This is a genomic window from Microbacterium kyungheense (assembly GCF_006783905.1).
GTDB classification, from domain to species: Bacteria; Actinomycetota; Actinomycetes; order Actinomycetales; family Microbacteriaceae; genus Microbacterium; species Microbacterium kyungheense.
This window is the reverse complement of the sequence record NZ_VFPE01000005.1, coordinates 68495-94698: the sequence shown is the minus strand read 5'-3', so window position 1 is coordinate 94698 and position 26204 is coordinate 68495. Positions and strand designations below refer to the sequence as shown.

At 70.3% G+C, this 26204-nt stretch carries 22 protein-coding genes; 13 read left to right on the top strand and 9 right to left on the bottom strand.

Features of this window, described 5'->3' with window-relative positions; genetic code table 11:
* Positions 1-94 precede the first annotated feature (94 nt).
* The 3 genes from FB391_RS15340 to pulA all read left to right on the top strand — a co-directional run bounded on the left by FB391_RS15340 (position 95) and on the right by pulA (position 9502).
* Entirely contained in the window at positions 95-1273 is a 1179-nt protein-coding gene (locus FB391_RS15340) for a thiolase family protein (protein ID WP_141895810.1), read from the top strand.
* Positions 1274-1374: 101 nt separating this feature from the next.
* Positions 1375-3501 (top strand): MDR family MFS transporter, encoded by a 2127-nt coding sequence (locus FB391_RS15335; RefSeq protein WP_141895809.1) that lies wholly within the window; start codon positions 1375-1377, stop codon positions 3499-3501.
* Between the two features lie 211 nt (positions 3502-3712).
* Positions 3713-9502: a pullulanase-type alpha-1,6-glucosidase gene (gene pulA, locus FB391_RS15330; protein ID WP_141895807.1), complete on the top strand. Its 5790-nt coding sequence runs from the start codon at positions 3713-3715 to the stop codon at positions 9500-9502.
* A gap of 68 nt (positions 9503-9570) precedes the next feature.
* Here the strand turns inward: pulA and FB391_RS15325 are convergent, their stop codons facing one another.
* Both FB391_RS15325 and FB391_RS15320 read right to left on the bottom strand, forming a co-directional pair.
* Complete coding sequence (locus FB391_RS15325; protein ID WP_141895806.1) at positions 9571-9939, bottom strand: bleomycin resistance protein; 369 nt, start codon at positions 9937-9939, stop codon at positions 9571-9573.
* 41 nt (positions 9940-9980) lie between these two features.
* Positions 9981-10160 (bottom strand): hypothetical protein, encoded by a 180-nt coding sequence (locus FB391_RS15320; protein WP_141895804.1) that lies wholly within the window; start codon positions 10158-10160, stop codon positions 9981-9983.
* A 134-nt stretch (positions 10161-10294) separates the two neighbouring features.
* On the opposite strand from FB391_RS15320, the gene FB391_RS15315 reads away from it, so the two are divergent.
* From FB391_RS15315 to FB391_RS15305, 3 genes are all read left to right on the top strand, one after another.
* A complete protein-coding gene (locus FB391_RS15315; protein WP_141895802.1) occupies positions 10295-10621 on the top strand; it encodes an L-rhamnose mutarotase in 327 nt (108 codons plus the stop codon).
* A gap of 122 nt (positions 10622-10743) precedes the next feature.
* Complete coding sequence (locus FB391_RS15310; protein WP_141895800.1) at positions 10744-11100, top strand: YciI family protein; 357 nt, start codon at positions 10744-10746, stop codon at positions 11098-11100.
* A 107-nt stretch (positions 11101-11207) separates the two neighbouring features.
* Positions 11208-13487 carry an FAD-dependent oxidoreductase gene (locus tag FB391_RS15305; RefSeq protein ID WP_246093555.1) on the top strand — a complete coding sequence of 760 codons (2280 nt, stop codon included), beginning with the start codon at positions 11208-11210 and terminating at the stop codon, positions 13485-13487.
* A 98-nt stretch (positions 13488-13585) separates the two neighbouring features.
* On the opposite strand, the gene FB391_RS15300 is transcribed toward FB391_RS15305, so the two are convergent.
* Entirely contained in the window at positions 13586-15265 is a 1680-nt protein-coding gene (locus tag FB391_RS15300; protein ID WP_141895798.1) for a choice-of-anchor I family protein, read from the bottom strand.
* Positions 15266-15488: 223 nt separating this feature from the next.
* Between FB391_RS15300 and FB391_RS15295 the strand changes: the two genes are divergently transcribed.
* The gene (locus tag FB391_RS15295) at positions 15489-16679 is read left to right on the top strand and encodes an acyl-CoA dehydrogenase family protein (protein WP_141895796.1); all 1191 of its coding nucleotides are present in this window, start codon (positions 15489-15491) and stop codon (positions 16677-16679) included.
* 38 nt (positions 16680-16717) lie between these two features.
* Positions 16718-17617 (top strand): 3-hydroxyisobutyrate dehydrogenase, encoded by a 900-nt coding sequence (gene mmsB / locus FB391_RS15290; RefSeq protein WP_141895794.1) that lies wholly within the window; start codon positions 16718-16720, stop codon positions 17615-17617.
* A 58-nt stretch (positions 17618-17675) separates the two neighbouring features.
* Here the strand turns inward: mmsB and FB391_RS15285 are convergent, their stop codons facing one another.
* Complete coding sequence (locus tag FB391_RS15285; RefSeq protein ID WP_018171432.1) at positions 17676-17963, bottom strand: WXG100 family type VII secretion target; 288 nt, start codon at positions 17961-17963, stop codon at positions 17676-17678.
* Positions 17964-18086: 123 nt separating this feature from the next.
* Between FB391_RS15285 and FB391_RS15280 the strand changes: the two genes are divergently transcribed.
* Positions 18087-18863: an enoyl-CoA hydratase gene (locus tag FB391_RS15280; RefSeq protein ID WP_141895792.1), complete on the top strand. Its 777-nt coding sequence runs from the start codon at positions 18087-18089 to the stop codon at positions 18861-18863.
* A gap of 1 nt (position 18864) precedes the next feature.
* Here the strand turns inward: FB391_RS15280 and FB391_RS15275 are convergent, their stop codons facing one another.
* Positions 18865-19401 carry a MarR family winged helix-turn-helix transcriptional regulator gene (locus FB391_RS15275; RefSeq protein ID WP_141895790.1) on the bottom strand — a complete coding sequence of 179 codons (537 nt, stop codon included), beginning with the start codon at positions 19399-19401 and terminating at the stop codon, positions 18865-18867.
* Between the two features lie 133 nt (positions 19402-19534).
* Here FB391_RS15275 and FB391_RS15270 point away from each other — a divergent pair, with 133 nt between their 5' ends.
* The 3 genes from FB391_RS15270 to FB391_RS15260 all read left to right on the top strand — a co-directional run bounded on the left by FB391_RS15270 (position 19535) and on the right by FB391_RS15260 (position 22956).
* Entirely contained in the window at positions 19535-20311 is a 777-nt protein-coding gene (locus FB391_RS15270) for an electron transfer flavoprotein subunit beta/FixA family protein (protein ID WP_141895788.1), read from the top strand.
* A gap of 9 nt (positions 20312-20320) precedes the next feature.
* A complete protein-coding gene (locus FB391_RS15265) occupies positions 20321-21286 on the top strand; it encodes an electron transfer flavoprotein subunit alpha/FixB family protein (protein ID WP_141895786.1) in 966 nt (321 codons plus the stop codon).
* 530 nt (positions 21287-21816) lie between these two features.
* On the top strand, positions 21817-22956 hold the full coding sequence (locus FB391_RS15260; RefSeq protein ID WP_246093553.1) for a cytochrome b/b6 domain-containing protein: 1140 nt from the start codon (positions 21817-21819) through the stop codon (positions 22954-22956).
* Between the two features lie 6 nt (positions 22957-22962).
* On the opposite strand, the gene FB391_RS15255 is transcribed toward FB391_RS15260, so the two are convergent.
* The 3 genes from FB391_RS15255 to FB391_RS15245 all read right to left on the bottom strand — a co-directional run bounded on the left by FB391_RS15255 (position 22963) and on the right by FB391_RS15245 (position 25106).
* A complete protein-coding gene (locus FB391_RS15255; protein WP_141895783.1) occupies positions 22963-23646 on the bottom strand; it encodes a pentapeptide repeat-containing protein in 684 nt (227 codons plus the stop codon).
* 9 nt (positions 23647-23655) lie between these two features.
* Positions 23656-24486: a coenzyme F420-0:L-glutamate ligase gene (cofE, locus tag FB391_RS15250; protein ID WP_141895781.1), complete on the bottom strand. Its 831-nt coding sequence runs from the start codon at positions 24484-24486 to the stop codon at positions 23656-23658.
* A gap of 113 nt (positions 24487-24599) precedes the next feature.
* A complete protein-coding gene (locus FB391_RS15245) occupies positions 24600-25106 on the bottom strand; it encodes a GNAT family N-acetyltransferase (protein WP_141895780.1) in 507 nt (168 codons plus the stop codon).
* A 158-nt stretch (positions 25107-25264) separates the two neighbouring features.
* On the opposite strand from FB391_RS15245, the gene FB391_RS15240 reads away from it, so the two are divergent.
* Positions 25265-25825 carry an acyl-CoA thioesterase gene (locus FB391_RS15240; RefSeq protein WP_141895778.1) on the top strand — a complete coding sequence of 187 codons (561 nt, stop codon included), beginning with the start codon at positions 25265-25267 and terminating at the stop codon, positions 25823-25825.
* A 31-nt stretch (positions 25826-25856) separates the two neighbouring features.
* Here FB391_RS15240 and FB391_RS15235 read toward each other — a convergent pair whose 3' ends face one another.
* Entirely contained in the window at positions 25857-26168 is a 312-nt protein-coding gene (locus FB391_RS15235) for a hypothetical protein (RefSeq protein WP_141895776.1), read from the bottom strand.
* Between the last annotated feature and the right edge of the window lie 36 nt (positions 26169-26204).

Genomic DNA, 26204 nt, shown 5'->3' with positions numbered 1-26204 from the left:
TCTCGCGAAACTCGGAGGATCCCGGGCCAGGCATCCGAGCGGGGCGGGATCTCCGGGTTTCGCGGAGACGTAGGCTCGGAGCAGGAGGCATCTCATGCGCAGCGCGGTCATCGTCGACGTCGTCCGGACCCCCTCGGGGCGAGGCAAGCCGGGGGGAGCGCTGAGCGGCGTGCACCCGGTGGACCTCGCGGCGGGGGTGCTCACGGCCCTGCTGGAGCGCAGCGGACTGGCCTCGACCCAGATCGACGACGTGCTCATGGGGTGCGTCAGCCAGGTGGCCGACCAGTCCCTCAACATCGCCCGCCAGTCGGTGCTCGCCGCGGGATTCGCCGAGACCGTGCCCGCCGTGACCATCGACCGGCAGTGCGGGTCGAGCCAGCAGGCCGCGCACTTCGCGGCGCAGGGAGTCATCGCCGGCGCATACGACATCGTGATCGCCGCGGGCGTCGAGTCGATGAGCCGCGTGCCCCTCGGCTCGTCGGCCCACGGCGGCTCCGTGTCGGAGGGTGTCGCGCGCCGCTATCCCGACGGCCTCGTCAACCAGGGCGTGTCGGCCGAGCTCATCGCGCAGCGCTGGGGCTTCGCGCGCGAAGAGCTCGACGCGTTCTCTGCCGAGTCCCATCGGAGGGCGGCGGATGCCTGGTCGCGCGGCCGCTTCGACTCCCAGGTGATCCCGGTCCTGGGCGGCGACGGCGAGGCGGTCGCGTTCGACGAGACCGTCCGTCCCGGCACGACGGTGGAGGGGCTCGCCGGTCTCGGCCCCGCGTTCCGGACCGAGGCGCTCGCGGGGCGCTTCCCCGACCTCGACTGGCGCATCACCGCGGGCAACTCGTCGCCGCTCACCGATGCGGCATCCGGGGCCCTCATCATGAGCGAAGAGAAGGCCACCGAACTCGGCCTCACGCCCCGCGCGCGATTCCACTCGTTCGCGGTGGTGGGCGACGACCCGATGATGATGCTCACGGGACCGATCCCGGCGACGCGGCGCATCCTCGAGCGCAGCGGCCTGTCGATCGAGGACCTCGACGCCTACGAGGTCAACGAGGCGTTCGCGTCCGTGCCGCTGGCGTGGCAGCGGGAGCTCGATGCCGACCCGGCGAAGCTCAACCCGTGGGGCGGTGCGATCGCGCTCGGGCACGCGGTCGGCGCGTCGGGCACGCGCCTGCTGAGCACGCTGGTGGCTCAACTGGAGGCCACCGGCGGGCGCTACGGCCTGCAGACGATGTGCGAAGGCGGGGGCATGGCGAACGCGACGATCATCGAGCGCCTGTAGTCAGAACGGCAGCGTCCCGCACACGCGGTCTACGATGGGCCCAGACCTGACGACGACGGCGTCGCCCGATCGCATCCGCTGATCTGCAGTTCGGGGGAGTGATGTCTGAGACCCGTTCGCCATCCGTCCAGACCGCCGCGCCGGTCATGACGCACCGCGCGATCCTGTTCGTCATCTTCGGCCTGATGGCGGGCATGTTCCTCTCCGCGCTGGATCAGACCGTCGTCGGCACCGCGATCCGCACGATCGGCGACGATCTGCACGGGCTGAGCCAGCAGGCGTGGGTGACGACGGCCTACCTGATCGTGTCGACGATCTCGACCCCGATCTACGGCAAGCTGTCCGACATCTTCGGGCGCAGGCCGCTGTTCATCTTCGCGATCGTCGTGTTCGTGATCGGCTCGATCCTCGCGTCGTTCTCGACCTCGATGCTCGAGCTCGCGGCGTTCCGCGCCGTCCAGGGCCTCGGCGCGGGCGGACTCATGTCGATGCCGCTCGCGATCATGGGCGACATCCTCGCGCCGCGCGAGCGTGCGAAATACCAGGGGTACTTCCTCGCCGTGTTCGGCGTCTCGAGCCTGCTCGGGCCGCTCATCGGCGGCCTGTTCGCGGGCGCCGACGAGATCCTCGGCATCGCGGGCTGGCGCTGGGTCTTCCTCATCAACGTGCCGATCGGCGTGGTGGCGCTCATCATCGTGCTGCGGTTCCTGCACATCCCGCGGCATCCCGTCCATTCCGTCCGCATCGACTGGTGGGGCGCCACGACCGTCATCATCGCCCTCGTGCCGCTGCTGCTGGTGGCGGAGCAGGGACGCGAGTGGGGGTGGGACTCGCCGCTCGCGATCGGCTGCTACATCGTCGGCGGCCTCGGCGTGATCGCGTTCGTGATCGTCGAGACGCTCATGAAGGACGACGCGCTCATCCCGCTCAAGCTGTTCCGCTCCTCGACGTTCTCGATGGCGACCGTGATCGGCGTGTTCGTGGGCTTCGGCATGTTCGGCGCGATGCTCACGATCCCGCTCTATCTGCAGCTCGTGATGGGCGCGACCCCGACCGAGAGCGGCCTGCAGATGCTGCCGATGATCCTCGGCATGATGATCGCCTCGATCGGGAGCGGCCAGCTCATCGCCCGCACCGGGCGGTACCGGATCTTCCCGATCCTCGGCACCGCCTTCCTGTCGATCGGCTTCTTCTGGCTGACCCGCCTGCAGTACGACACGTCGTACTGGTTCATGGCGGGCGGGATGCTGCTCATCGGGCTCGGACTCGGACAACTGATGCAGACGCTGACGATCGCGAGCCAGAACTCCGTCGGCCTGCGCGACATGGGAGTGGCGACGAGCGCGTCGACGTTCTTCCGGCAGATCGGGGGCACGCTCGGCACGGCCGTGCTGCTCTCGCTGATGTTCACGCTGATGCCGCAGAACATCCAGGCCTCGTTCGCCGACGAAGACACCCTGACGAGCGCTCTGGATGCGGCGTTCGACCCCGAGGTCGCGAGCGCACCCGAGAACGCCGCGATCATGGCGAAGATCTACACGCCGATCGTGACGCAGGCGACCGACGCGACGACCCAGCAGCTGCAGCAGGGCGTCGACAAGGCCGCCGCCGCGGCCACCGACGCGGTCGCGGCGCAGGTCGAGGCGGGGCAGATCCCGGCGTCGCAGCAGCAGGCGGCGACCGATGCGGCGGTCGCGCAGGCGCAGCAGGCGGCCCTCGCCGAGATCCAGAAGCAGGTGCCGGCGGCTCGACTGTCGGACGACGGCACCGTGACCCTCGACCTCTCGGACGCCGACGAGCGTTCCGCGTTCGTCGACACGCTCGTGCCCACCCTGCTTGATCGCTTCGCGGACGGCGGCGGAGACTCCCAGATCGATGACAGCACGGTCGACGACACGTCGTTCCTCGTCGGCGCCGACGCACGGCTGAGCAAGCCGATGCTGATCGCGTTCAACGACTCCGCGGTCGCGGTCTACTGGGTCGCGATGTGGGTGGTCATCATCGCGTTCGTGCTGTCGCTGTTCTTCAAGACCCCGCCGCTGCGCGCCAAGTCGGCGTTGCAAGAGGCGGTCGACGACGACGCCGCGCTGTCTGCCCAGCGCGCGGCGAACCAGACGGGCGCGCCCGTCGAGGTCGACACCGGCGGCATCCGCGTGCCGGCCGGTGCCGCGCCGATGACGCGGCGCGAGGCGCGCGAGGCCCGAGAGACGGCGGGCGCGGCGGAGTAGTCGCGCCCGAGGGCGCCTCGCGAGTGCTCGGCTTCGCCGGCCTGCAAGCGGTTGCGCAAACCGAGAGCGAGTGGATGCCGGCGGCCGCGGCATCCACTCCATGAAAGGGTTCTCACACTGTAAGCGCTTGCACTTCTGGTGAATCCGCTGTTACTGTCGGCGCACAGCTCACCGGCACGTCGTCGTGCCTTCTCCCCATCCAGGAGCCTTGATGTCACAGCCGACAAGTCCCCGAGCACGCACCGCCGTCGCGACCCTCGCGGCCGCCGCCCTCGTCATCACGGCCGGAGTGATCGCCATCGCACCGGCCGCCGCGGCCGAACGCAGCTTCGCGCTCGTGGGCGACCTGCAGTCCGAGCTCGGCTGCTCCGCCGACTGGCAGCCCGAGTGCGCGGCGACCGAGCTCGTCGCCACCGGCACCGCCGGCGTGTACGCCGCCGAGTTCGAGGTGCCCGCCGGCTCGTACCAGTACAAGGTCGCCGTCGATGACGCGTGGGACGAGTCGTACGGCCTGAACGGCGGCAACGACAACATCCCTCTCACGATCGCCGGGCCGTCGACCCTGCGCTTCGTGTTCGACGACAACACGAAGCGGGTGGGCGTCGAGGCGAAGAGCCTGCGTGCCGGCTACACCGCCGACGACGACGCGCTCGTCGCGCCGCCCGTGCGCGAGCCGGGCAGCCAGGAGCAGTTCTACTTCGTCATGACCGACCGCTTCGCCGACGGCGACGCCTCGAACGACGAGGGCGGGCTGACCGGCGACCGCCTCGCCACCGGGTACGACCCCACCGACAAGGGCTTCTACAACGGCGGCGACATCGCGGGCCTGCGGCAGAACCTCGACTACATCGACGGCCTCGGCACGACGGCCATCTGGCTCACCCCGAGCTTCAAGAACAAGCCCGTGCAGGGCGTCGGCGCGAACGCCAGCGCCGGCTACCACGGGTATTGGATCACCGACTTCACGCAGATCGACCCGCACCTCGGCACCAACGCCGAGCTGAAGGCTCTCATCGACGAGGCGCACGCCAAGGGCATCAAGGTCTACTTCGACATCATCGCCAACCACACGGCCGACGTCATCGACTACGCCGAGAAGCAGTACGGCTACATCGACCAGAAGACCTCCCCGTACACCGACGCCGACGGCGTCGCGTTCGACCCCCACACCTACGCGGGCACCGACACCTTCCCGGCCCTCGACCCCGCCACGTCGTTCCCCTACACGCCGGTCATCGCCGACGCCGACAAGGACCTCAAGGTGCCGGCGTGGCTGAACGACCCCACGCTTTACCACAACCGCGGCAACTCGACCTGGGCGGGCGAGTCGGTGACCTACGGCGACTTCGACGGACTCGACGACATCATGACCGAGAGCCCCACGGTCGTGGACGGCTTCGTCGACGTGTACTCGGCCTGGATCGATCTCGGCATCGACGGCTTCCGCATCGACACCGCCAAGCACGTGAACTTCGAGTTCTGGCAGCAGTGGACGACCCGCGTGCTCGACTATGCGCACGAGAAGGGCAAGAAGGACTTCTTCATGTTCGGCGAGGTCTACGACGCCGACCCCGCGAAGCTGTCGCCCTACGTGCGCGACACCGACATGTCGAGCGTGCTCGACTTCACGTTCCAGTCGTCGGCGGTGAGCTTCGCGGGGGGCGGCAACGTCAAGAGCCTGCAGAACCTCTACGCGGGCGACGACCGGTACACGACGCCCGACTCGTCGGCGACGGCGCTGCCGACCTTCCTGGGCAATCACGACATGGGACGCGTCGGCTACTTCCTCAAGGATGCCGACCACGCGCTGCAGCGCGACCTGCTCGCCCACGACCTGATGTTCCTGGGTCGCGGCCAGCCGGTCGTGTACTACGGCGACGAGCAGGGCTTCGTCGGCACGGGCGGCGACAAGGACGCCCGCCAGTCCCTGTTCGCGAGCCAGGTGCCGTCGTACCAGGACCAGAACCTCATCGACGGCACTGCCGCCGGATCGGTCGACCGCTACGACACGTCGGCGCCGGTCTACGAGCGCATCGCCGAGCTCGCGGCGCTGCGCACGGCCCATCCCGCCCTCGTCACCGGCGCCCAGATCGAGCGCTACGCCGACAACGGGGCTGGCGTGTACGCGTTCTCGCGTGTCGACCGCGACGAGAAGGTCGAGTACCTGGTCGCGCTCAACAACACGACCGCCGACAAGTCCGTGAACCTCACCACCCTCACCGCGAACGCCTCGTACGCCCCCGTCTACGGCACGTCGACGGGTGTCTCGACGGATGCCGCCTCCGCGACCTCGGTGAACGTCCCGGCTCTCTCGGCCGTCGTCTACCGCGCCGGCACGACCGTCACCGCGCCCGCCGCGGCGACCCCGGTGTCGGTGACCGTGCCCGCCGCGGGCGCGGGCCTCGACGGCACCGCCGCCGTGACCGCCGACGTGGACGACACGACCTGGCAGGAGACGAGCTTCGCGTGGCGCGTCGTCGGGTCGGACGAGTGGCACGCGCTCGGCACCGCGGAAGACACCGACCCGGGCGTCTTCCACACCGTCGACGGGCTCGCCACGGGCACGCTCGTGGAGTACCGCGCCGTCACCACCGATGCCGCCGGCCACCACGCCGCCGCGTCGACGTACGCGTCGGTGGGCAACAAGGTGAGCACGGGCGTCGACGAGACGCCCGAGGAGCCGGTCGAAGAAGAGCCGCAGACGCCGACGGAGTACGGCGCGGTGAGCGTCCCCGGAAGCTTCAACGCCGCGGCGGGCTGCCCGGGTGACTGGCAGCCCGACTGCGACGCCGTGCAGATGACCAAGGTCGACGGCATCTGGCATCTCGCGCTGGCCGACCTGAAGGCAGGCAGCTACGAGTTCAAGATCGCCACCGAGAAGAAGTGGGACGAGAACTACGGCGCCGGTGGCGTGCAGAACGGCGGCAACATCACGCTGGTGCACGCCGGCGGGCCGGTCGAGTTCTTCTTCGACCCGCGCACGAAGAACATCCGCACGACGGATGACGGCCCCGTCATCACGCTGCCCGGCTCGCTGCAGAGCGAGCTCGGCTGTGCGGGCGACTGGATGCCGGACTGCCTGGCGACGATGATGTTCGACCGCGACGGCGACGGCGTCTTCCAGTTCACGACCGACGACCTGCCGACGGGGTCGTACGAGGTGAAGGTCGCGCACAACCGCTCGTGGAGCGAGAACTACGGCGCGGCCGGCGCCCCGGGCGGAGCGAACATCACGTTCAGCGCGACGGCGGGCAAGGTCGTGACCTTCCGGTACACGCTTCAGACCCACGTCCTGACCGTCAAGGCGAGCGACCCGCCGCTGGCCGGCACCGGCGAACTGCGCGCGCACTGGATCGACGCCGAGACCCTCGCCTGGCCCGCCGACCTCGGTGCGCCGGCCGACGGTGCCGCATGGCAGCTGTACGGTTCGAACGATGCCGCACTCGGCGTGACCGCGGACCGCGAGGTCACCGGCGGCACCGATCCGATCGCGCTGACCCGCATCGACGGCGGCCTCACCGGCGACCAGAAGGAGCGTTTCCCTGCGCTCGCCGGCTACGTCGCGCTCCGCATCGACGTCGACCGCGCTACGGCGGCGGACCTCCTGAAGGGCCAGCTCATGGTCGCTCAGCGCGGCGCGAACGGAGCGCTCACGGCGTTCACGGGCGTGCAGATCCCCGGCGTTCTCGACGACCTCTACGCGGATGCCGTCGACGACGCCGACCTCGGCGTCGCGTTCGCGAAGAACGGCAAGCCGACGTTCCGGCTGTGGGCGCCGACCGCTCAGGCGGCGACGCTGCTGACGTGGGACCCGTCGACAGGCTCGGCGGCCGCGGCCGGTGATCCTGTGCGTCATGAGGGGACCTGGGATGCGGCATCCGGAATCTGGACCGTGAAGGGCGACAAGAAGCTCGTCGGCGACGAGTACCTCTGGGAGGTCGTGGTCTACGCCCCGACCACGGGCAAGATCGAGACGAACGAGGTCACCGACCCGTACTCCGTCGCCCTCACCGTCAACTCGGAGCGGTCGGTCGCGATCGACCTCGACGACAAGCAGTGGCGTCCGAAGGCGTGGGAGAAGACGAAGGCGCCCGAGATCGCCCGGCCCGTCGATCGTGCGATCTACGAGCTGCACGTGCGTGACTTCTCGATCGGCGACGCCACGGTGCCCGCGGCCGAGCGCGGCACGTACAAGGCGTTCACGCGCGACAGCGCGGGCACGAAGCAGCTGCGTCAGCTGTCGGCGGCCGGCATCAACACCGTGCACCTGCTGCCGACCTTCGACATCGCCACGATCGAAGAGGACCGCAGCGCGCAGCAGACGCCGGCCTGCGACCTCGCGTCGCTGCCCGCCGACAGCGACCAGCAGCAGGCGTGCGTCGCCGCGGTCGCCGAGACCGACGGCTTCAACTGGGGCTACGACCCGTACCACTACTCGGTGCCCGAAGGCTCGTACGCGGTGGACCCGGACGGCGGTGCACGGGTGTCGGAGTTCCGCGGGATGGTCGGGGCGCTGCACGGCATGGGCCTGCAGGTCGTGCTCGACCAGGTGTTCAACCACACCTCGGCATCGGGCCAGAACGCGACCTCGGTGCTCGACCAGGTGGTGCCCGGGTACTACCAGCGCCTCAACGCCGCCGGCAACGTCGAGACCTCGACCTGCTGCCAGAACGTCGCCACCGAGCATGAGGTCGCGCAGAAGCTCATGGTCGACTCGGTCGTCCTGTGGGCGCGCGAGTACAAGGTCGACGGGTTCCGCTTCGACCTGATGGGCCACCACTCGAAGCAGAACATGCTCGAGATCCGCGCCGCACTGGATGAGCTCACGCTCAAGAAGGACGGCGTCGACGGCAAGGCGATCTACCTCTACGGCGAGGGCTGGAACTTCGGCGAGGTCGCGAACAACGCCCTCTTCGAGCAGGCCACGCAGGGGCAGCTCGGCGGCACCGGCATCGGCACGTTCAGCGACCGGCTGCGCGACGCCGTCCACGGCGGCAGCCCGGTCGCCGGTGAGACCATCCAGCAGCAGGGATTCGGCACGGGCCTGGGCACCGACCCCAACGGGGCGCCCGTCAATGGCACGACCGAAGAGGCGCTCGCCGACCTCGCGCACCAGACGGATCTCGTCAAGCTGGGGCTCGCGGGCAACCTGCGCGACTACACGCTGACCGATCACACGGGCGCCGTGAAGGCGGGCGACGAGCTCGACTACCGCGGAGCCCCCGCCGGCTACGCCGACCAGCCGGACGAGATCATCACGTACGTCGACGCGCACGACAACGAGACGCTGTTCGACCTCTCGATGCTGAAGCTCCCGGCCGACACCACGATGGCCGACCGCGTGCGCATGAACACGCTCGAGCTCGCGACGACGACATACGCGCAGACGCCGTCGTTCTGGCACGCCGGCACCGAGCTGCTGCGCTCGAAGTCGCTGGATCGCAACAGCTACAACTCGGGCGACTGGTTCAACCGCATCGACTGGACCGGTCAGCAGTCGACGTTCGGTTCGGGCCTGCCGATGGCCGCCGACAACGATGACAACTGGGGCATCATGCAGCCGCTGCTGGCGAACCCCGCCAACAAGCCCGGGGCATCCGACATCGCCACGGCCGAGGCATCCGCTCTCGACCTGCTGCGGGTCCGTGACGAGGTGGGACTGCTGCGGCTCGGTTCGGCGAAGCTCATCGAGCAGAAGGTCACGTTCCCGAACAGCGGACCGGATGCCGCACCCGGCGTCGTCGTGATGCTCATCGACGACCTCGTCGGCAAGGACGTGGACCCGAGGCTCAAGGGCGCCCTGGTGGTGTTCAACGCCGGGACCGAGCCCGTCTCGCAGACGGTGTCGCAGTTGAAGGGCCGCGCGTTCGCGCTGACGCCGGCGCTGGCGAAGGGCTCCGACCCGGTCATCAAGACGACGACGTGGGATGCCGCCACCGGCACGGTCACCGTCCCCGCGCGCACGGCCGTGGTGCTCGTGGAGCCGCAGAAGAAGCACTGACCAGGATCCGCGAGCGGATACGCGCGCGCCTCACGGCGGGAGCGTATCCGCTCGCGGAGCGGGGCAGATCAGAGAGCGCTGCCGACGCGCAGCAGGTTGCCGTTGCGATCGACGACGGCGAACTCCCGCATGCCGTAGTCCGTGTCGACCGGAGCGGTGATGCGGCTGCCGGTCGCAGGATCCGGCTCGACGAGGTGCGCCCACTCGTCGTGAAGCAGCCGGGCGTCGTCGACGTACAGGTAGCACATCGACGCCGTCGTGAGGGGGTCGACGTGTGCGTCCTCGGTGAAGTGGAGCTCTGCGTCGCCGCGGCCGATGATGAGGTACTGCCAGTCCTCCGGCGGTGCCCCGCGGTTCTCGAAGCCCAGCCGCTCGTAGAACTCGAGCGTCTCTCGCAGGTCGCGACTGAGCAGGATGGGCACGGCGCGTGCGGTCATGTCCCGCAGGCTAGCGCGGCGCGCCGACACCGCGACAGAGGTCAGAGCGAGCCGAGCAGCTCGGCACCGAAGACCGCGACCGCGGCGACGCCCACGCCCGCGACCGCCAGGCCGATGATCGCGAGGATCAGGATGTTCCCGCCGATCGTCAGCAGCGCGGCCGCCACCGGCGACAGCTCGTGGTGACGGCGGAGTCGGACGGGAGCCGTGGTGGTGACCATGCTTCGACGCTACGGAGCGGCCATGCCCGCGCGCGTCCGTCCGTGGTCTCATGCGCCTCCGCCTTGCGGATGATTCCGGCCGGGCGGCATGGGCTACCGTGGAGCCGGTTCGCACAACCCGCGGAGGCCCAAGGATGAGAGTCGCGCTGCACTCGATCGTCAAGGACGGTCACGAGAGCTCGTACGATCGCGAGCACGAGCGGATCCCCGACGACCTGGCCGCCAGCTTCGCGCGGATCGGCATCCACGACTGGACGATCTGGCGCTCGGGCTCCCACCTGTTCCACGTCGTCGACTGCGACGACTTCGCGGCCGCCATGCGGGCGCTGCAGGACGATCCCGCCGACGCCGCGTGGCAGGCGCACATCGGGCAGCACGTGGACCACTTCGTGCTCGACGGCCCTTCCCCCGAGGGCATGGTGCTGCCACAGGTGTGGCGACTCAGCGAGCAGCGCGGCTGACCGGCCGGCATGCGGCATCCGATTCCAGAAAAATACTCGCGAAGAAGTGTCGATGCCGGACGACGCTGTGCGACGACCCCAGTGAGACGGGCGCCGGCCCGCCCGCACCGGAAGGATCTGACATGAAGTACATGATGTTCGTCGTCACCTCGCTCGAGCCCGACACCGAGGTCGATGACTCCGACGTCGACCTGTGGGTCGACCCGCTCGATGCCAGCGGCAAGCGCGTCATCGGCGAGGTGCTCGCCCCGCAGGCGGACTCGACGGTCGTGAAGGTGCGCGGCGGCAAGGTGCTCACCACGCGCGGCCCGTTCGTCGAGACCGCCGAGGTGATCTGCGGCTTCGACATCCTCGAGGTCGACAACCTCGACGAGGCGATCGAGATCGCGTCGCGGCATCCCATGGCCCGCAACGGGCAGCTCGAACTGCGGCCGTTCATGGTCTGGCCCGACGCCGACAAGAGCGACGCGACCGCCTGACCTGACGGTCACCCGCACTCCGGAAGGGGGCGGCTCTCCGAGGAGAGTCGCCCCCTTCGCGCGTCGGTTCGTGTTCTCGTGCGCCGTGATCGATAATCGTTAACCGTGTGATCGACGACGTCGCACGGGAGGACGGACTCGTGCAGGAACTCAGCCAACTCTTCGACGTGACCGTCGTCGGCGGGGGTCTCGCGGGCGTGGCCGCAGCCGTCTCGGCGGCGCGCAACGGCGCCCGCGTCGCGCTCGTGAACAATCGCCCCGTGCTCGGCGGCAACTCGTCGAGCGAAGTCCGGGTGTGGGTCGTGGGCGGCACCGCGCACGGCGCGCAGAAGTTCGCCCGCGAGACGGGGATCATGGGCGAGCTCTTCCTCGAGAACCAGTGGCGCAACCCCGAGGGCAACCCGGTCCTGTGGGACCACGTGGTCCTCGACCTCGTGCGCGCCGAGCCGAACATCACGCTGTTCCTGAACACCGAGGTGCGCGACGTCGAGGCGGACGGTCCGGCCGAGGATCGCAGCATCCACTCGGTCACCGGCTGGCAGTCGGGCTCCGAGCGGCTCATCACCTTCGCGTCGCCCGTCTTCGTCGACAGCACCGGCGACGGCCTGGTCGGGTTCCTCGCGGGTGCGCGCCACATGTCGGGCCGCGAGGATCGCAGCGCGCACGGCGAACCGTGGGCTCCCGAGGTGGCCGACGACGACATGCTCGGCAGCACGATCCTCTTCTACACGAAGGATGCCGGCGAGCCGGTGCGGTTCGTCCCGCCGGGCATCACGAAGGACGTCGTCGCCGCCGGCATCCCCATTCATCGCCACATCGACACCGCCATGAACGGCTGCGACTACTGGTGGATCGAGTGGGGCGGGCAGCTCGACGCCGTCGACGACAACGAGCGCATCCGCGACGAGCTGTGGGGCGTGGTCTTCGGCATCTGGGACCACATCAAGAACTCTGGCGAGTTCGACGCCGACACGCTCACGCTGGAGTGGGTCGGCACGATGCCCGGCAAGCGCGAGTACCGCCGCTTCCTCGGCGACCACGTGCTCACGCAGCAGGACGTGCTCGATCAGACCCGCTTCGACGACAACATCGGCTTCGGCGGATGGTCCATCGATCTGCACCCTCCGGGCGGCGTGTACTCGGATGCCGCCGGCTCGATGCACCTGCACGGCCCCGGGCTGTACGAGATCCCGTTCCGGTCGCTGTACTCGGTCAACGTCTCGAACCTGCTGATGGCCGGCCGCGACATCTCGGCGAGCCACGTCGCGTTCGGCACGACCCGGGTGATGGCGACGTGCGCGGTCACCGGCGAGGCCGCGGGCGCGGGTGCGGCGCTCGCGGCGCGGTACGGCGTCTCGCCGCGCACGCTGCTGGCCGAGCGCCGCGACGAGCTGCAGCACGCGCTGCTGCGGCAGGACGCCTCGATCGCGGGGGTGCCGTGGCGGGATGCGCGCGACCTCGCCCTGGCCGCGGAGGTCTCCGCATCGTCGGAGCTGCGCCGGCTCGCGGCGCCCCGGTCGGACGCCGGCGACGAGGACCTCGTGTCGCTGGCGGACCGCGACTTCGGGCTGCTCCTTCCCGTGGATCCGCGCGTGGATGCCGTCTCGATCGACATCGAGGCCGCCGCCGCGACCACGGCCGTCGTTGAGCTGTGGAGCACGCGCAACGGCCTGAACCACGTGCCCGTCGACCTGATCGACCGCCGCGAGGTCGAAGTGCCCGCCGGCCATGGGACGATCCGCGCGGAGTTCGCGTACGCACCGCCCGTCGCGTGCACCGTCGTGCTGGTCGTCCGCCGTGACCCCGTCCTCTCGGTGCGCGTCGCCCACGAGCCGCCGCCGTACGGCGTGCTCGGCCTGCTCAGCCGCGAGCCCGGCCTCACGACCGGACAGCCGCAGACGAATGCGTGGTCGGCGGTGGAGCTGCGGCGCCGCGCACCGCGCTTCGCCGTCGAGCCCGAGACCGACGCGTACCGCCCGTCGCAGGTGGCCGGGGGGCTGGCGCGTCCGTTCGACGGGCCGAACCTGTGGTCGTCAGCACCGATCGCGGGGGAGGAGTGGGTACAGCTCGCATGGGCCGACGCCCGCACGATCGGCAGCGTCGAGCTGATCTTCAACGACGACGTCGACGAGGACCTCGTGAACCTGCACCATCACCGCACACCGTTCATCGCGATGCCCGAGCTCGTGCGCGACTACCGCGTCGAGGCCCGCATCGACGGGGTGTGGCATCCCCTCGTCCACGTCGAGGGCAACCGCCGCCGCCGGCGGGTGCACGTGCTGGACGAGCCTGTGCGCACGACCGCTCTGCGCGTCGTCGTCGAGGCGACCAACGGGGCCGATGCGGCGATGGTCGTCGCGGTGCGGGTCTTCGCGCCGGAGGTGTGACCCCGAGGTCCGAGCCAGGAATCGCGAGAGGACATGCCTCCGCCGCGCAGAGCGGGCGGAAACATGTCCTCTCGCGGGTCCCGGGGCTCAGCCGGGCGTCAGCGGCCGGTGAGCGCCGTGATCTCGAACAGGGTGGTCGTGCCCGACACCTCGTTGCCCACCGCGAGGAGCGGCGTCCCGGTGGCCGAGCTCGAGGCCGGGATGAAGGCGACGCCCTCGGGCCCCAGGTCGCCCGCCGCAGCGAGGTCGCCGCCGTCCTCGACCGAGACCGAGAAGTCGCGGTTGTTGACGTAGGTGACGAAGCGGGATGCCGTCGGGTCGGTGATGTCGAAGACCGCGATGCCGCCCACGCGCTCGAAGCCGACGAAGGCGTAGGTGCGGCCGTCGACCTGACCCACCGCGACGCCTTCGGGCTCGGGGCCCTTGTCGTCGCTGCGGCCCTCGAAGTTCGACGCGGTGTGGTTCGAGTTCACGAAGCCGGGGATCGCCGCCGCCGTGAGCGCCTCGAACTGCGAGCCCGAGTCGAACACGAGCGTGCCGTCGGTGCTCCAGATCGAGAACGAGCGTCCGCCGAACGCGTACAGCTCGCTGTAGCAGCCGGCCGCGGCGTCGAAGCCGTTCTCGATGGTCACGTTCAGCCGGCCGAGGTCGGCGTCGCCGAGGAAGGGCGCGAGCGGGCTCGTCGCGCACACCGGGCCGTAGCCGTCCTTCTTGAGATCCTTGACGCGCGAGACCTCGCTGTAGTCCCCCCACTCGCGGGCGTCGCCCTCGTTGGCGGTGACGAGGTAGGTCTTGCCGCCGGCCGAGTAGGACTGGATGCCGTCGGGCATGTACAGGCCCTTCAGGCCCGGGTAGGTGCGCAGTGAGAACGCCTTGTCCTTGTCGCTCGGGTCCAGTGCGTTCTGCGCGAGGCCGAGATCCTTGGCGCCGAGCGGCAGGATGTCGGTGACGCGGGCGCTCGGGATCTGGACGACGGCGATCGCGTTCGCCTCCTGCAGCGACACGTACGCGTTGTTGCCGTCCACCGCGATGTACTCGGGCTCGAGGTTGCGGCTCACCGGGTGGTCGTCGCCGTGCGGCGCGGGGCCGAACACGCGCACGCCCGCGGGCAGCGTCTTGCCGCCGCCGGCCTCGTACGCGTGGAAGTCCGCCGTCTTGACGTCCTTCTGCTTCGCGGCCGCGACCTTGTTCGGCAGCTTCACGACGCTGACCGAGCCCTCGGGGTCGGACGAGAAGTCGTCGGCGGGCTCTGCCTCGTTGGCGACGAGCGCGTACTTGCCGTCGGGGACGATCGTCACCATGTCGGGGAGCGCGCCGACCTCGACCGTTCCGAGCACGGCGGCGGCGGCATCCTTCGCGCGGGCGTCGAAGAACAGCAGGTGGCCGGCGTCGGTCTTGGTCGTCGACTCGAACGCGACGACACCCAGGCCGTCGGGGCGGACAGCGACCGAGTTCGCGACGCCCGCCGAGGCGAGTGCGAACTCCTTGGTCACGGCGGACGCGTCTGAGTAGTCGAGCACGCTCACCGAGCCGGCGAGGGCGTTCACGACGAACAGCCGGTCGCCGTAGGCGGCGACGATCTCGGACGCGGACTGGTCGAACGCGCCGGTCTCGAACGTGCCGATGGGCGCGAGCGAGATCGCGGCGTCGTCGGCCGAGTACGAGATCGGGTCGGGCACGATCGCCGCGTGGGCGGCGAGCGGAGTCAGGGCGAGTGCGCAGGCGGCGGCCGCGGTGACGGCGGCGGCGCCGGCGCGGCGGGAGGCGCGTGAAGGCATCGGGTTCCTTGTCGAGGTTCGGGTGCGCGGAGGGCGCACGACGTGACTATCGACGTCGGGTGTCACCCGGGTGAACGGAGGGCGAACGGGAGCGGCATCCACAGATCTCTGGAATCCCAAGCAGATACAAGGACGTCCATGTAAAATCACCAGTGTGCCAACGTCGGCACGATCGCGTTGATCAGGATGCCCCACAAGGGCGATTCCGGATCGAGAAGGAGCAATGGTGACCACGATCGCCCCCCTCAACCAGACGACGCCAGCCCCCGCGGCCCCGAACCTCACCGCAGAGGAGCGCGCCGCGATCCTCGACGCGGTGCGCGACTTCGCGCAGCATGAGCTCGCGCCGCATGCGCTCGAATGGGATGCCGCGTCGCACTTCCCGCGCGAGACGCTCAACCGTGGCGGCGACCTCGGCCTCGGCGGCATCTATGTGCGCGACGACTTCGGCGGCACCGGACTGTCGCGCTCGGACGCCGCGGCGATCTTCGAGGAGCTCGCGAAGGGCGACCCCGCGATCGCCGCGTACATCTCCATCCACAACATGGTGGCGTGGATGATCGACACGTACGGCGACGAGGACCAGCGGGGCACGTGGCTGCCCACCCTCACGGCCATGACGGGCTTCGGCAGCTACTGCCTCACCGAACCGGGGGCCGGATCCGATGCCGCGGCGATCGCGACCAGCGCCATCCGCTCGGGTGACGAGTACGTGCTCACCGGTGTCAAGCAGTTCATCTCGGGCGGTGGCGAGGCGGCCGTGTACATCGTGATGGCCCGCACCGACGCGGACGCCGGCGCCCGCGGGATCACGGCCTTCCTGGTGCCCGCCGACGCGGAGGGGCTCTCGTTCGGGGCGCTCGAGCACAAGATGGGATGGAACGCCCAGCCCACCCGTCAGGTGATCCTCGACGAGGTGCGGGTGCCCGCCTCCAGCATCCTGGGCGAGCCCGGCCAGGGCTTCAAGATCGCGATGTCGGCGCTCGACGGCGGCCGCATCAACATCGCGGCGTGCTCGCTCGGCGGCGCCCAGTGGGCGCTCGATCGCACCGTGACCTACGTGCACGAGCGCTTCACCTTCGGAGAACCGCTGGCAGAGAAGCAGGCCGTGGTGTTCGCGCTGGCGGACATGGCCACGGAGCTGCGCGCGGCGCGCGCCCTCGTCCGTGACGCCGCGGCCGCGCTGGACGCGAAGAGCCCTGACGCGTCCCTGCAGTGCGCGATGGCCAAGCGCTTCGCGACCGACGCCGGCTTCACCGTCGCGAACCAGGCGCTGCAGCTGCACGGCGGCTACGGCTACCTTCACGACTACGGCATCGAGAAGGTGGTGCGCGACCTGCGCGTGCATCAGATCCTCGAAGGCACCAACGAGATCATGCGCGTGATCATCGGCCGCCAGCTGCTCGGCAGCTGACGCGGACGACCACCGACTCAGCGACGAAGAAGGTCGACATGAAGATCGCATTCCTCGGGCTCGGCCACATGGGCCTGCCCATGGCGAAGAACCTCGCCGCCTCGGGCCACGACGTCGTCGGCTTCGACGTCGCCGCCGCGGCCGTCTCGGCCGCCGCCGACGCCGGGCTCGCGACCGCCGGGTCGGGGGTGGATGCCGCCACCTCCGCCGACGTCGTCATCACGATGTTCCAGACCGGGGCGCAGGTGCTCGACGCCTATCGCGGCGCCGGCGGAGCACCGGGTCTGCTCGACGTGGCGACCCCCGGGGCCCTGTTCGTCGACTGCTCGACCATCGCCGTCGACGAGGCCCGCGCGGCGCACGCCCTCGCCGAGGCCGTCGGTCACAGATCGCTCGACGCGCCCGTGTCTGGCGGCGTCGTCGGCGCCGAGAACGCGACGCTCGCCTTCATGGTGGGCGGCACCGACGAGGACTTCGCCTTCGCCCAGCCGCTGCTCGAGGCGATGGGCCGTCGCGTGGTGCACTGCGGCGGAGCCGGTCTCGGGCAGGCCGCCAAGGTGTGCAACAACATGATCCTCGCGGTCTCGCAGATCGCCGTCGCCGAGGCGTTCGTCCTGGGCGAGCGGCTCGGGCTGTCGCACCAGGCGCTGTTCGACGTCGCCTCGAACGCGTCCGGACAGTGCTGGGCTCTCACGACCAACTGCCCGGTGCCGGGGCCCGTGCCGACGAGTCCGGCCAACCGCGACTACCAGCCGGGCTTCGCCGGCGCGCTCATGAACAAGGACCTGGGCCTCGCCGAGCACGCCATCGAGGCGACCGGCGTCGACGCCCGCATGGGCATGCTCGCACGGCAGATCTACCGCGACTTCGCGGCAGGCGAGGGCGCGGGGAAGGACTTCTCAGGCGTCATCGACACCATCCGGGCCGACAGCGCCTGACAGGAAGAAGTGGATGCCGGCAGCCTGGGCCGCCGGCATCCACTCGAAGAAGACGTCGTCAGTTGCCGGCGAGAGCCTGGTCGGTGTCCTTGATCGCCTGCATCATCTTGCGCAGCGACTCGCCCATGTCGGAGATGCCCTCGATGGCCTTCTCCAGACCCGTGGTCAGCTCGTTGTACCCCTCACCGAACTTGCCCGACGCGTGCTGCGTCTTGAAGTCATCGCCCAGCAGACGGTCCACGTCGCTCTTCAGGCGACGCAGCACGTCACCGATCTCTTCGCGACCCGAGTCGAGCTTGCCCGCCATCGACTCCATCTCGCCGTAAGAAGCCTTGAAATCAGCCATGATCCGTCCCTTTGTCAAAATCAGCGGACCCGATCAGGCCCACCGCCAGGCTACGACAACCCCCCACCACACCCACATGGGGACCATTCCCCATGTGGAAAACTGAGCTACCGGAGGACGAAGATGACCGATTACGAAACGATTCTCGTCGAGACGCGCGGCCGCGTCGGATGGATCACCCTCAACCGGCCGGATGCGCTCAACGCGCTGAACACCCAGGTGTGCCGGGAGGTGGTGGCGGCGGCATCCGCGTTCGATTCCGACGCGGGGATCGGCGCGATCGTCGTCACCGGGTCCGAGCGCGCGTTCGCCGCCGGAGCCGACATCAAAGAGATGGAGTCCAAGACAGGGCTCGACATGCTGCTGGGCGACCACTTCGGCGGCTGGACGCAGTTCGCCGCCGTGCGCACGCCCGTCATCGCCGCGGTCGCCGGTTACGCCCTCGGCGGCGGGTGCGAGCTGGCCATGATGTGCGACATCATCCTGGCCGCCGACACCGCGAAGTTCGGGCAGCCCGAGATCACCCTCGGCGTGATCCCCGGAATGGGCGGCTCGCAGCGGCTCGTGCGCGCCGTGGGGTACTACAAGGCCGCCGACCTCATCCTCACCGGTCGGATGATGGATGCCGCCGAAGCCGAGCGCTCGGGGCTCGCCTCGCGCGTGGTGCCCGCCGCCGATCTGCTGGCCGAGGCGCAGAAGACCGCCGAGGCCATCGCCGCGAAGGGGCTGCCGGCGCTGTACGCGGCCAAGGCGGTGCTGGACGGCGCGCTGGAGTCGTCGCTGGCGGAGGGGCTGCGCCTGGAGAAGCACGTGTTCGCGAGCCTCTTCGACACCGAGGACCAGAAGGAGGGCATGGCCGCGTTCCGTGAGAAGCGCACCCCCGACTTCCGCGGGCGCTGAGTCAGAGGGGCTCGGGCTGCGGGCGCGGCTCGGTGAAGTCGCCGGAGTCCTTGCGGAAGCGCGCGATGATCCGCACCAGCTCGGTGGTGTCGGCCTCGCTGAGACCCGGGCTCTCGAACACCTCGGTGTTGAGCGCGGCGGTCGCCCGTTCGACGAGCTCCCGGCCGCTGCCGGTCAGCACGAGCATCGCCGCGCGGCCGTCGTCGGGGTGGGGCTCGCGCGAGAGCAGGCCGTCGCGCGTCAGCCGGTCGACCGTGTTCGTGACGCTCGTCGGATGCACCTGGAGCCGGGCGATGGCACTGGCCATCGGCATCCGTCCCTCCCGCGTGAAGCCCAGCAGCCGCAGCATCTCGTACCGCGCGAACGACAGGCCGAACGGCTTCAGCGTGGCGTCGATGCGCGCGAACAGCAGCTGCTGCGCGCGGATGATCGACGTGACCGCCGTCATGCCGGCGGCCGCCGGCTCCCACCCGTGGGCGATCCACTGGCGTTTGGCCTCGGCGATCGGGTCCACCGCCAGCCGCTTCGGTGCTGCCATCGCGACCTCCTGCCTCCACCGTACCGGCGATGGGCGCGTCGGCGGTGGTGACACTGAGTGTCAGCTCGCCTGACACTCAGTGTGACGTTCGCCCGGAGTCCCCTAGACTCTTGCGTAGCGTGAGGAGATCGACATGAAGATCGTCGTCCTGGTCAAGGAAGTCCCGGATACATACGGGGATCGCAAGCTGTCCCTCGAGACCGGTCTGGCCGATCGTGCGGCCAGTGAGACGGTGCTCGACGAGATCGGCGAGCGGGCTCTCGAGGTGGCTCTGTCGTATGCCGACAAGACGCCGGGCACCGAGGTCGTGGTGCTGTCGATGACGCCCGAGTCCGCGTCGGCGACGGTGCGCAAGGGTCTCGCGATGGGGGCGGCCTCGGCGGTGCAGGTGGTCGACGACGCGCTGCTGGGTGCAGACCTCGGACTGACCGCGGAGGTGCTCGCCGCCGCGCTGCAGCGCACCGGGTTCGATCTGGTGATCGCCGGCAACCAGTCCACGGACGGCTCGGGCGGGGTGGTCCCGGCGATGGTGGCCGAGATCCTCGACGTGCCGTCGGCGACCTACCTGAGCGCCGTCGAGATCGGTGAGGGCGAGGTCTCGGGCACGCGGGCATCGGACGGCGCGACGGTGAGCGTGACGGCATCCCTGCCCGCCGTGGTGTCGATCACCGAGGCGCTGCCGGACGCCCGGTTCCCCAACTTCAAGGGCATCATGGCGGCGAAGAAGAAGCCGTTCGAGACGCTGTCGCTGGCCGACCTCGACGTCGAGGCGCACGATCCGGACGCCTCGCGGTCGATCGTGATCGGGCTGAGCGAGAAGCCGCCGCGCGCGGCGGGAGTGAAGATCGTCGACGAGGGCGACGCGGGCGAGAAGCTCGCGGAGTTCCTCATCCAGAACCGGCTCGCGTGAGGAAGCGCCATGACGTTTGCAGATGACTCGATCCTGGTTCTTCTCGACACGACGCCGTCGGGCGGCCTGGCCAAGTCCGCCGCCGAGGTGCTCGGTGCCGCGGCCCAGGTGGGCACACCCGTCGCGCTGATCGTCGGCGACGAGGCGCTGGCGAAGGATGCGGCGGCCCTCGGCGCCGCGTCGGTGCTGGTCGCCGCGCCCGCGGAGGGCCTGGGCTCCGGCCGCGTGGACGCGCTGACGTCGGCGGCCGATCTGGTGCGCCCCGACGCCGTGCTGGTGTCGAACTCCGTGGAGGGCCGCGACGTCGCAGGCCGGTTCGCCGCGCGCAACCGCTCCGGCATCGCGGTGGACGCTGTGGGCGTCTCGCGCGACGCGGAGGGTGTGGTCGCGCACCACTCGGTCTACGGCGGCGCGTACAACGTGGACTCCGCGGTGACGTGGGGTGCGCCGGTGATCACGATCCGGCAGGGCTCGGTGGATGCCCGCGCCGAAGCGGTCGCCTCGGCCGAGGTCGAGCAGCTCGAGGTGCGCGCGTCGGGCCGGCGCGCGGCGAGCGTGGTGTCGGTCGACGAGGCGGTCGTCTCGTCGTCGCGGCCCGAGCTGCGCGGGGCCACGAAGGTCATCTCGGGCGGCCGCGGGCTCGGCTCGGGCGAGAAGTTCGCGCTCGTCGAGCAGCTCGCCGACGTTCTCGGTGCCGCCGTCGGCGCCTCGCGGGCCGCTGTGGACGCCGGCTACGTGCCGCAGACGTATCAGGTCGGGCAGACCGGTGTCTCGGTGTCGCCGCAGCTGTATGTCGCGATCGGCATCTCGGGTGCGATCCAGCACAAGGCGGGCATGCAGACGGCCAAGACGATCGTCGCGATCAACAAGGACGCCGACGCTCCGATCTTCGAGATCGCCGACTTCGGCGTCGTCGGAGACCTGTTCCAGGTCGTGCCGCAGTTGATCGCCGCGCTCGAGGCGAAGAAGGCGTAACCCGTATGGCGACGTTCGGGGGGACTCTGCGACGCGGGCTGCCGCGCACGCCCGGCGGCGAGCCGTGGCCGCCGGCCGGCGTCGCGCCCGGCGCGCCCGACCCGGCAACGGCGGTCGAGGCTCCGGCGGCGACGGAGGCTGCCGTGGTGACCGAGGCACCTGCCGAGCTTGTGGCTGCGGCCGAGGCTCCGGCCGTTGAGCGAGCGAGGAACGAGCGAGACGAAACGCCTGTGCCGGCCGGAACCTCCGCCGCGGCGGCCGCCGGCACGGCCGCGCCGGGTCGCAGCATCCGTCGTGGCCTGCCGCGTGTGCCGGGCGGCGAGCCGTGGCCGCCGGCATCCACTGCACCTCCCGCTCAGGTCGCGCAGAACGTCGCGTCGGCGGGCGTAGACGCGCCGACTGCGACACGCGAACCGGCGACGCCTTCGGTTCAGGTGTCACAGACGGCGGCAACGGCCGAGGCGAACCCGCCAAGCGCGCCAGCGGAAGCCGCCAGAGGTGCGAAGGCGCTGCGTCGCGGATTGCCGCGTGTGCCCGGGGGAGAACCGTGGCCGCCCGCGGGCGTCGCGCCGACGGCGCCGGCTGCCGCGACCACGGCCGCCGTGCCTGCGGCAGCGCCGGCCGAGGCTGCGGCAGAGGCTGCGGCATCCACTGCCCCCGCGGTGCGCTCGACCGCCACCGGAGTGCCGCTGTCGCAGCCCCTGCCGTACCCGCACACCGTGTGGGAGGGCGCGAACGCCCGCGTGCACCCCGTACGGCGCGAAGCGCGGCGGATCGGGCCGTTCACGGGACGCCAGTGGAGCCTGCTGATCCTCGGCGGAGCGGCGCTGCTCTATGCGGCCGCCATGGCCGTGTTCGCCGTGCGCTGGCTGCTGTCGACGTCATGGGGCGTGGACTTCATCGCGGCGTTCCCCGGCGAGTACCACCTGCCCGAGGGGGCGCCGGTCGGCTTCCCGGCGTGGCTCGGGTGGCAGCACTTCTTCAACGTGTTCCTGATGGTGCTGATCATCCGCACCGGACTCACCGTGCGCACCGAGAAGCGGCCGACGGTGTTCTGGTCGCCGCGCAGCAACGGGCGCCGCAAGATCAGCCTCAACCTGTGGTTCCACCAGTCGCTCGACATCCTGTGGCTCGTCAACGGGGCGATCTTCGTCGTGCTGCTGTTCGTGACCGGCCAGTGGATGCGGATCGTGCCCACCTCGTGGGAGGTCTTCCCCAACGCGCTGTCGGCCGCGCTGCAGTACGTCTCGCTGGACTGGCCCACCGAGAACGGCTGGGTCAACTACAACTCGCTGCAGCAGCTGGCGTACTTCACGACCGTGTTCCTCGCCGCGCCGCTGGCCGCGATCACCGGTGTCCGCATGTCGGGCGTCTGGCCGAAGAACGCCGCCGGGCTCAACAAGGCCTACCCGGTCGAGTGGGCGCGTGCGGTGCACTTCCCCGTGATGCTCTACTTCGTGCTCTTCATCTTCGTGCACGTCGTGCTCGTGTTCGCGACCGGGGCGCTGCGGAACCTCAACCACATGTACGCCGCACAGGACGCGATCAACTGGGTCGGGTTCTGGATCTTCGCGCTGTCGCTGCTCGTGATCGCCGCCGCCTGGATCGCCGCGCGACCACTCGTGCTCGCCCCGATCGCCCGCCTGTTCGGCAAGGTGTCGGGCCGCTGAAGCCGGTCAGTCCTCGACGGTGATGCCGGCGAGGGCCGCGAGCGTGGGCGCCATGAGCTGCAGCTGCTCGGACGAGATCGTGGCGCCGCGCAGGCCCTCCATCCCGATGACCTGGCCGAGGTCGGCGCCGCGCAGATCGACGTCGGTGAGCCTGGCGCCGGAGCTGTTCAGGGTGGCGATGCGGCTGCCGTCGAAGGCGACGCGGCGGGCCGAGGCATCCATCAGGTCGATCTCGTCGATCGTGCAGTCGACGAACGCGACGTCGAGCAGTTCGGCAGCGCGCAGGTTGACGTAGCCGAGCTTGCAGCGGGTGAACCGGATGCCGCGCCACGACGCGTCGTACACCTCGACCGAACCGAACCGGCTGTCGCGCACCTCGACGTCGCGCCAGCCGCTGCGGGCGCCCGACACCGCGGGCACGTTCGCGCCGGAGATGACGCTCTCGAGCAGGTGCGCGCCCCTCAGCGTCCAGGCGTCGAGCTCCAGCCCGTCGAACCGGCAGGCCTCGACGGTGTCGCCGACGGCGAGCGTCCAGTCCTCGCGCGAGACACCGCTGTACGCGAGTCCGTCGAAGGCGTCGAACGCGTCCGCGTCGCCCGGTGCGAGATCGGCGAGAACCACCGCCTCGTCGAAGTCGAACGACGGCGCCTGCGCGCCGCCCTTGCGCGTGCCCTTGGTGCGAATCGCCACTCCTGCACCCTAGTCCGTGGCGCCGACACCGCCCTCGTCGGAACGGGATGCTTCGTCTCGTGCCTCGCTCAGCACACGTGCCGCTCCCGCCTCGTACCCTTCGGCGTAGGCCTCGTCAGCACCCAGGCGGAACATGTCGCGCTCGAGCGGTCGCACGATCGAGCGCGCACCCGGTAGGTCGAGCCCGCCCACGAGGTCGGCGCGACCTCGCACGACGGCGACCGGCAGGCGGGCCGCCTTGCCCTTCACGAGGTCCGCCGCCGCGGCCAGCTCGTCACCCACGCACGGCATCGTGACGACGAGCGGCCGCCCTTCGGCGTCCGTGCCGCCACGGAGATCCTCGAACACCTCGACGCCGCCGGCGCCGATCGCGTGATCGGTCTGCCCCTCGCGCCAGGCGCGGCCGAGCGTGTCCGACACGATGACGCCCACCTGCACGCCGAGCCGCTCGCGCAGCCCGCCCGCGATCGCGCGGGCCGAGGCGTCCGGATCGACGGGCAGCAGCAGCACCGTGCCATCCGGGGTGTTCGACGCGTCGACGCCCGCCGCGGCCGACACCATGCCGAGCCGGTTCTCCACGATGCGGGTCGTGAAGCCCGACGGGGTGACGCGGGAGGCCACCACCCGCACCGTCTCGGCGGTGATCGCGTCCTCGCGGTCGTCGGCCACCACGAAGCGGCCCTCGGCTTTGGAGACGATCTTCGAGGTCACCACGAGGATGTCGCCGTCCTGGAGGTCACCGCCCGCGGCGTCGGCGATCACCGAGACGAGGTCGGTGCCGGCGTGGATCTCGGGAATGCCCTCGAGGGGCCAGACGGTGAGCGCGGTGCGAGGGGGCATGCGACCAGTCTCGCGGAACCTGAGCCCGGCTGCGGCCGGGGTGCGGCATCCATCCGCGAAACGCCGAGGGGGCGCGCCCGGCGAACCGGACACGCCCCCTCGTGAGAGAACGTTCAGCGCGTGAACCGGACCTCGGTGAGCGTCTCGCCGAGGAAGGGCTCCGTGTGCGAGGCGCCGTCCAGTGTGAAGCCGTTGCGCACGTAGAAGCGGTGCGCGCGGGGGTTGTCGTCCGCGACCCACAGGTACAGGCCCTCGGCGGGCTCGACGACCGCGTCGAAGAGCTTCTGGCCGATGCCGGTGCCGTGGTACGCGTCGAGCAGGTAGATGAAGTAGAGCTCGCGGAACCGCGGAGCGTCCTTGTCGCGCGCCGGGCCGGACCCCGCGAACCCGACGATCTCGCCGTCGACGAGAGCAGCGAACATCTTGAACTCGGGACCCTGCACGGCCCAGTGGGTCCACAGCTCGGCGAGGCGCTTGGGCGAGACCGCTTCGAGGGCGGCCTTGCTGATCAGGTGGTCGTAAGTCTCGTGCCAGCACGTCGCGTGGACGCGCCCGAGGGCCTCGGCGTCGACGTCGCGCACCGGACGGACGACGATGTCGGTCTGGGTTTCGGCTTCCATGGGCGAGACTCTACGCGGCTCGCCGCGAGACGTGAAATCGCGCGAACGCCTGATGAACGGCGCGTGACGATCGGATGCCGCCGGTCGCGGCATCCGGTCATTGTGGGAATCGTCAAGCGAATCGGCATTGAGGTCGAGGATCGCTACGATCGCACCTCGTGAATGTGTGGTGGCGGACCCTGCTGACGATCATGCGTGCGAAGGCGATGCTGCGCCGCAACGGCCCGATCCCTCCGCGGTCCGTCGGACGCGTCCGGCTGACGACGCTCCCGACCGACATCGACCTCCTGATGCACATGAACAACGGGCGCTATGCGTCGCTGTTCGATCTGGGCCGGTTCGACCTGCTGATCCGCACCGGGCTGTGGGACGCCATGAACGAGCGCGACTGGTACGCCGTCGTGGCCAGCGAGACCGTGACGTTCCGCAAGTCGCTGCAGCTGTGGCAGCGGTTCACGGTCGAGTCGCGCCTCTACGGGCACGACGACAAGGCCGTCTACCAGATCCACCGTGCAGTGGTCGGCGGCGAGGTGTACGCCGAGATGATCGTGCGCGCCCGGTTCCTGCGCAAGACCGGCGGAGTCGTGAACACCGACGAGCTGTTCGCGGCCCTCGGCCGGCCCGACGACCTGCCTCCGCTGCCGGGCTGGGTGTCGGATTGGGCCGACGGCGCAGCGCTGCCGTCCACGCGGGCTGCTGCGCCCAGCCTCTGGGACTGAGCACTCCGGGACCGAGTGCTCGGGGCCTGGCTCAGCGGAGGATCATCGTCGCCACGAGCGCGATCGCCGCGACGATGCCGACGTTGATCGTGGTCAGCAGGAGCGTCCAGAGCCGGTTGGGCTCGGGAGCGGTGAGGCTTCGGTGGTCCACGGCCTCGAGCGCGGCGTCGAGGGAGCGGTAGCGGCCGAGCGTCCTGGCGCCGCGCGTGGCGATGTAGCGGTCTGCGTCACGATGGACCTCGCCGACGACCATGCCGTGCAGGTCGGCGGTCCACTCGCCGCGCTCAGGACTCGTCCAGCGGACGGTCCAGCCGGGTTCGCTGTCGTGGGCGTGCTGGCTCATGCGTCGACGGTAGGTCGACGCTCAGCCTGGCGGGTG